At 66.1% G+C, this 1,279-nt stretch carries 1 protein-coding gene; it reads left to right on the top strand.

The window, feature by feature from the left end; translation table 11 throughout:
- The first annotated feature begins 81 nt into the window (after positions 1-81).
- Positions 82-1,173 (top strand): IS5 family transposase, encoded by a 1,092-nt coding sequence (locus tag D7W82_RS39665; RefSeq protein ID WP_120623186.1) that lies wholly within the window; start codon positions 82-84, stop codon positions 1,171-1,173.
- Positions 1,174-1,279 lie beyond the last annotated feature (106 nt).

Consider the following 1,279-nt stretch of genomic DNA (forward strand, 5'->3'; position numbering starts at 1 on the left):
CTAGCAGGCTGTTGAGAAACCCCTCCGAGGGATCGACAGCCCGCACCGGGGCGTGGTGTCCTCCGCGCATCGGAGGCAGCGATGCGTGGACGCCCCAAGCAGCAGACGACGCTCTTCAGCCTGAGGACGCCGGGGGACCGAGTCCCGGCGGCCCATCCGCTGCGCAGGGTGAAGGACATGGCGGACGCCGCGCTGGCGGCGCTCTCGCCGACGTTTGACGCGATGTACAGCGGCACCGGTCGGCCGAGCATTCCGCCGGAGCAACTGCTGAAGTCCTGCCTCCTCATGGCGTTCTACTCGGTGCGAAGCGAGCGGCTCTTCTGCGAGCAACTCGACTACAACCTCCTGTACCGGTGGTTCCTCGACATGGGGATGGAGGACGCCTCCTTCGACCACAGCACCTTCTCGCAGAACCGGGACCGGCTTTTGGAGCATGACGTCGCCCGGAGATTCTTCCTGGCCGTCATGGGCCAGGCGCAAAGCGCTGGGCTCACCAGCAATGAGCACTTCAGCGTGGATGGCAGCCTCATCGAGGCCTGGGCGTCCTTGAAGTCGTTCCGCCCGAAAGACGAGAAGGACGAGAAGAAGGAGCCGCCGGACGACAAGGGCAACCCGACGGTGAACTTCCACGGGCAGAAGCGCGGCAACGCGACGCACGCCTCGACGACGGACCCGGAGGCGCGGCTTGCGCGCAAGGGCGACGGCAAGGAAGCGCGGCTGGCCTACAGCCTCAATGGCGTCATGGAGAACCGCAACGGGCTGCTCGTGGACCTCGCGGTGATGCCGGCGGATGGCTTCGCCGAGCGCGACGCGGCGGTGATGATGCTCGAGGGGCTGAAGTCCCGGAACGAGCGCGCTTCCGTGGGGGCAGACAAGGGCTACGACACGGCGGACTTCGTCGCCGACTGCCGACGCATGGGAGTGACGCCCCATATTGCGCAGACGACGGACCCTCGACGCCGCTCGGCCATCGACAGGCGAACGACGAGGCCCGCCGGATACACCCTCAGCCAACGGATACGGAAGCGAATCGAAGAGGTCTGGGGCTGGATGAAGACGGTGGGTGGTTTCCGCAAGACGCGTTTCAAAGGCAGGGAGCGCACGGAGCTGGCGGCCTACCTGGTGGGCGCCGCGTACAACCTGGTGCGGATGGCGCGGCTGGCTGCCGCATAGCCACTTCGCGCCCGCCGCCTCATCTCGAAGACAATGTTGAGATTGAAGTCAACGAGAAGCCCAGCCCCGTGCCAGCAAACCGGGCTTCTTCAACAGCCTGCTAGCA

This window comes from Corallococcus sp. CA049B (assembly GCF_003611685.1).
Taxonomy (GTDB): Bacteria; Myxococcota; Myxococcia; order Myxococcales; family Myxococcaceae; genus Corallococcus; species Corallococcus coralloides.